Genomic DNA, 6,322 nt, shown 5'->3' with positions numbered 1-6,322 from the left:
GCACTCAAATATAAATTACTTGTGCGGTCAAATCAAATAGCTTTTGAAGAGCTTAGGCGATTAAAATGTTTATGACCTGTGCGTAAGGTGAGTGATTGAGCACTTTGTCTTTAGCAAGCTGATGCCATACCTGGCTCTGCATATTCTCCATTTGCCTTTCCTTGCACTCTCTTCGCCCTTTACACGCGCTATACTCGCTTAAAACTTCAGGGATTTACATTATCGCTAAAATAAAAAATAACCCATTCACTCCTGCTCGAGAAAAAATGACATCGATAATATAGATACAAGAATCAGACCAAACCAGAGCGATCACTAAAAACGATAATGAACACCTAAAGCAAGAATTTGTATCGTATTTTTAGATTGCATCGTCAATGTATTAATCTGCTGTATAACCATAGGGTTAACAAATTGACCAATATTAATGTTAATGGGGTTTACCGCGGCCACTTGACTGGTTTGTGGACTACCATACAGATAACTTAAACCAATAGAAGCCTGCTTAGAAAAATAATGATTCAGCCCTAAACCTAACCACAATCGATGATTCGATGTCGTAAACTTGCCATCATCAACACCTACCCCCCACTCTATAATATTTCTGCGATTTAACTGATACGCCATACCTAAAGAGAGTAAGTGACTATTTTTTAAGTTTAAATGAGAGTTTGCTGAACTCGTCACTCCCGCCGCAATTTGACTATGTTGCTGTAAATAAAACTGACGCCACAGCACCTCTTGCAGATTCAGCATTACTACCACTTTTTCATTAAAGCGATGCCTAAAACCAAAATTTACCGTGTCAGGAAACTGAGCACTCACCTTAGAAGAGTAAGTTCCAGTAGCATCCAGATTAGTTACAAAAATATGATTATAACTAAGCCCGATTGATGTATTTTTCGACCACTGATATAACCCACCGAGCAGAAATCCCTGGTTCCACACTGTGGCTGACTCACTATAATAATTCGATGCTTGCCCAACTAAACCTGCGGCCCCAGTGGATTGAAACTTATTTCTTTGAAAATGCCAACCCAAGCCTAAAGATAACTGCGGTGTTACCTTAATTGCCACAATCGGCGTTACCGCCAAAGTCATCAATTTCATCCCAGTATTCAGATGACGACCGACCCATTGCCGATTATACTCGGTGTTTAAGCTACTTCCTGTCACTATCGTCAAACCCAATGACACAACCGATGAGGTCGGCCAAGCAATAAATACACTCGGTACCTGCTTAGACGTTGCCTGTCCTGCACTCGTTTGTCCGCTCACCGCCTCTGTAATGCCTGACACTGACAGTGATTGGGTAGCAACTGCATTGCTATTATTAGTCGCAGAGCGGATATAACTATCACTAATATAAACCTCCGGAGCAGATAACTGTGCCAATATTGCCGGATTTGAATCCATAACTGCAACATTTGCGCTGGTTACTGCACCAGCAAAGGCATTACCAGCAAGGTAACTATTGGTTAGGTATTGCACAGGAACTGCAAAAGCATTCTGAAAAAAAATGAAAAATAGAAAAAAGACAAAGACAAAGACAAAGACAAAGACAGCACATACTAAATATTTATTTTTCAAAAAAACGAATAAAGACATTTTTAAATTTATTTACCAAAAAAAAGCAAATACTTTAGTTATTTTATTATTTTATCTATATCTACTACTTCAATATTAACCATTGATTCTACTTAGACAACATTAAGAAAACATTAAAAGATTATAGATCCGTACTAGTAAGCCTTAGCAATAACATAAAGTCAAAAATAAAGAAAAAATAGCCGCCTTGCTATTTCATACAGAACAAGCATATCCCAATATATAGGTTTTATAGTTTTAGACTTTCTATTTTTTATCATGAGCAACTTGTAGAAAACTCTCTTCTTTAACTTCAGTATAATGCTCCCGAGTTTTCAGACAGAATAGTTTAACGATTTATTCCTGAAAGGTTAAAATGATGCTTGAAATGATCCCCAAAATTTAATGTATAAATTAAGGCATATTTTTGATCGAGTATGTGAATCTTATGATATAGAACATCGCTTGACGAAAGTTAATCATCCTTGGACAAATGGGCAAGTTGAACGGATGAATCGTACTTTAAAGAAGGCGACTGTTAAGCATTATCATTATGAATCTCATGATCAAGTAAAAGAGCATATTTATGCTTTTTTAAATGCATATAATTTTGCAAAACGATTAAAGGCTTTAAAGGGGCTAACTCCCTATGAGGAGATCATAAAGTGGTGGCAAAACGAGCCCGAACGATTTAGAATAAACCCTCACCAGCACAGGTTGGGACTAAACAACTAAGCACCTAGTTAATCCAGCAGCAATACTTTTTTCACGATAAAAGAGTAAGGGTTTAGAAAAAAGAGCGCTCAATATATTCCTTATTCAAACTTATTAATAGATAAATCAGTACATCATACATCTTTTCACTTTTTGACAAACAAATCGTTTTGCAAGCTAAATACCTATCCTTAATATAAGGCGCTTAGCTCAAGCACTTATGTATTCCTTTTACTCATCACACATGAGAGTCTCTCGATATAATATATTAAAAGACCCCCAAATACAGTTAACTCATAACCAGCTGACGCATACTCTTTGATCGACGTTGTAATAGGTAAGAACCCACGCCCATTAACAGCCCCGCGCCTAATAATAATAAAGCCGTTGCTGTAAAGCCATAACTGTAAATCGCCCCTGCATGAACATAAGTCTCTGGTGAGTTCATCTCAAAATTAACCGCACCAAGCTTAGATAAGCTATTGGTTAATAAACTACCTACAGACTGGCTGAGCATCCACATGCCTGTCAGCGCTGCCGTTAACTCTTTCGGCGATATTTTAGTAATCATTGATAAGGCAACGGGCATAATAAATAATTCTGCCAAAGGGAAAACAATAAAGGCGATGACAATATAAAGGCTACTCACCTGAGTACGTAATTGCATTGCATGCTGAGCAGCAAGAATAAACACACCAAAACCAACAGATAAAGTAATCAGACCCAGCATACATTTATACAGCGAACCTGGCTCTAATTGACGTTTAGCCAACTTAGTATAAGCAATAGCTAATATCGGTCCAATAATCATCATAAAAACAGGATCGAGGGCATAATAAACGCTTGGTGGAATTTCCATACCAAACATATGACGGTCAACCATACGCATAATAAATAAATTTAAGGTCGTGCCCCCTTGACCCAACGACCCACCAAAAATAATGGCAAAAAACATCAGAGCAAAAATAATAAGCATGACTTTCATATGCTGCTTGATAAACGGTCCAATTTTTAATAAAAAGCCAATCACACAAGCTGCAATTAAGTAATTAACCAAATGATAATCAAGAACAGTATAAAGCACAGCAACAGCAATGATTGCACTTAATAAAGTAACAATAAAAGATACAGGGTGACTGGCTGGCTCATCAACTAATACGGCTAAATTTCCATGCATTTTAAAGTAAAAGAAAAAACCGATCATCATCACCAGGCTGGATAACAAAAAGGCATAATGATAACCATAGGCTTGACCAATAAAGCCACAAATAATCGGCGCAAATAACGCCCCAATATTTCTTGCCATATAATAAAGCGTAAAGCCTGCATCACGCCCATGTTCAGAGCGATCATATAAACGGCCCAGTAAAGTCGTTAACCCTGGGTAGAAAAAGCCAAATCCCACCGCGATTAATGCCAGTGATAAATAAACCAGCTGTACTTCTGGCGCGACCAGTAATAAGTTACCGAGCATCATAAAAAAGATACCCATTAAAGCGGCTTGATGATAGTTAACGTAGCGGCCAATAAATAAACCCGCTAAGGCAGGTGTTGCACTAAATAAAGCCACAAAGGTGGTATAGAGCAAAAAGGCATTTGCATCGCTAAAGCCTAAGCTTTGTTTTAAATAAAAAACCAGTAACGCCGTAATCCCAAAGCGCCCAAATAATTCACAGGACTCTATAAATAAAATACTACTGACCCCTTTGGGTAATACCTGTAACAAGCGCATGCTTTCTACCTTTTGCTCTTAAATATTTATTTATTTTAAAATTTACTTAAATCTACTTTGAGTGCCATATAGCATCATGCTCTTAACTCAACCCGACTAGTTATATCAAAAAATAGCCCACCATTCAACTGTACCGTTACGAAAATACAAAAATATTAAATAAATATTGAAATTTAAGATCTTTATCCACCAGATAAAAGCTTATCTTGTTAAAATATATTGATTTTCATTAAACTAAAATAAAACTATAGAGGAGAATAAAAATTAGGGAAGTGGTTAGACAGCAAAAATTTTAAAAATTCAACTACAATCTAAAATAACGCGCAGTCTAGGGAGAACTGGTGTGAAATTCACAAAAACATGCATTTTTGCATTTATTGCCATGGTGAGTTTGCTGCTGCCGAGTATCAGCCTCGCAGCCAGTGGTGGTGGAGCGCCTTTAAATCTGCAGATGACCTCTTCATTTGCGGGTTTACTTGCACTCACTGTATTCATTATTGCTTATTTATTCGTTATGTCTGAAGAGTTTACTCATTTGCGCAAATCCAAACCTGTTATTGTTGCTGCCGGGGTTATCTGGATTATCGTCTCAATCTTGGCTGCTCAAACAGGCTCTTCAGCTGCCACAGAAGCCGCAATACGCCATAATTTACTTGAGTATGCTGAGCTTTTCCTCTTCTTATTAGTTGCCATGACCTACGTCAACGCAATGGAAGAGCGTAATGTCTTTGAAGCGCTCAGGGTCTGGCTAACCCAGCGTGGCTTTACCTACCGGCAGCTATTTTGGATCACAGGGATTCTGGCTTTTTTTATCTCACCAATTGCGGATAACTTAACCACCGCACTGGTCATGTGTGCAGTGGTCATGGCGGTTGGCAGTGATAATAAAAAGTTTGTTGCTATAGGCTGTATTAACATTGTTGTTGCTGCCAACGCTGGCGGTGCATTTAGCCCATTTGGTGATATTACGACGTTGATGGTCTGGCAAAAAGGCATTCTTGATTTTGCAGATTTTTTTGCGATTTTCTTACCTTCAGTCATCAACTATCTAGTTCCTGCAGTGATTATGACCTTCGCAGTGCCCAAAGTACAACCAAAGGCACATGAAGAGTCAATCAGTATGAAGGTCGGTGCACGCAGAATCATGGTATTATTTTTACTGACCATTGTAACTGCTGTTAGCTTTCATAACTTCCTACACCTACCGCCTGCGGCCGGTATGATGCTCGGTCTTGGTTATCTACAGTTTTTTGGCTATTACCTCAAAATCGTTGAAGAGCGCAAAATGAAGCATTTAGGAAATACAACGGATAACTACGTCTTTGACATCTTTAAGAAAGTGCAACGCGCCGAGTGGGATACTTTGCTTTTTTTCTACGGTATTATTCTCTGTGTCGGCGGTCTATCTACCATCGGCTACCTTAGCATCCTCTCAGAGGCGATGTACAGCCAATGGGGTCAAGCACTTGGGCTTGCCGCGATTCATAATGCAACACCTGCGAATATCTTCGTCGGTGTCCTTTCTGCCATCGTTGACAATATCCCCGTGATGTTTGCTGTGCTTACCATGCAGCCTGAGATGTCACACGGCCAATGGCTATTAGTCACTCTCACTGCAGGAGTTGGTGGCAGTATGCTCTCTATTGGCTCAGCCGCTGGCGTTGCACTAATGGGTCAAGCCAAAGGTGCCTACACTTTCTTCAGTCATTTAAAGTGGACCTGGGCCATTGCCCTAGGCTATATTGCCTCAATTATTTGCCACCTCTACTTAAATGCTGACTTGTTTTCTAAACCTATCACTTAACCATATGATAAATAACCAATAAGGGGAGCTAACGCTCCTCTTTAATCTTTCACTGATGGATATTAAATAAAAGCACTAGTATTCGCCTGCTATATGTAAGCGTATCGTTAAAAAACACCATACGTAAGTCCTAATAACAATAATTTCTAATATTAAGTCACACCACAAGCACTAAAAGCTACTTTTTTCATTAACTTTAAACAGCTTACTTTATTCAAGACAAATTAAAAAATTACATATATTTAACACTTAAAAATACACCTAAAAGTAAGGACTGAAAATGTGATGCATAATAAATAATTAATATTGATCTCCTTGTTATCAGGAGTATAATAACCAAATATTTTCATTATAAAAGCATTTAATTTAGAGGTGACTGTGTTTAATAAGTTATATACTTTATTGCTTTTATTAGGCTCCGTTGACATTTCCATATAAATCCTGAGAATAAGTAGTATTTTGCTTGCTTGGTAGGCAATGATGCC

At 38.1% G+C, this 6,322-nt stretch carries 3 protein-coding genes and 1 pseudogene; 2 read left to right on the top strand and 2 right to left on the bottom strand.

All coding sequences use genetic code 11. The features are described 5' to 3' along the window. Positions 1–315 precede the first annotated feature (315 nt). Positions 316–1,608 (bottom strand): OmpP1/FadL family transporter, encoded by a 1,293-nt coding sequence (locus C200_RS08050; RefSeq protein ID WP_075273490.1) that lies wholly within the window; start codon positions 1,606–1,608, stop codon positions 316–318. Between the two features lie 396 nt (positions 1,609–2,004). Between C200_RS08050 and C200_RS08045 the strand changes: the two are divergent. Then, a pseudogene (locus tag C200_RS08045) lies at positions 2,005–2,322 on the top strand (integrase core domain-containing protein); the annotation flags it as partial. Positions 2,323–2,590: 268 nt separating this feature from the next. Here C200_RS08045 and C200_RS08040 read toward each other — a convergent pair. Continuing rightward, entirely contained in the window at positions 2,591–4,033 is a 1,443-nt protein-coding gene (locus C200_RS08040) for a peptide MFS transporter (RefSeq protein ID WP_016211426.1), read from the bottom strand. A gap of 382 nt (positions 4,034–4,415) precedes the next feature. Here C200_RS08040 and nhaD point away from each other — a divergent pair, with 382 nt between their 5' ends. Continuing rightward, positions 4,416–5,837, top strand: coding sequence for a sodium:proton antiporter NhaD (nhaD, locus tag C200_RS08035; protein WP_032126553.1), 1,422 nt, complete (start codon positions 4,416–4,418; stop codon positions 5,835–5,837). Positions 5,838–6,322 lie beyond the last annotated feature (485 nt).

It is taken from the genome of Piscirickettsia salmonis LF-89 = ATCC VR-1361 (genome assembly GCF_000297215.2).
Lineage (GTDB): Bacteria > Pseudomonadota > Gammaproteobacteria > Piscirickettsiales > Piscirickettsiaceae > Piscirickettsia > Piscirickettsia salmonis.
The sequence above is the reverse complement of the archived record's forward strand: the minus strand, read 5'-3'. Positions and strand labels throughout refer to the sequence as shown.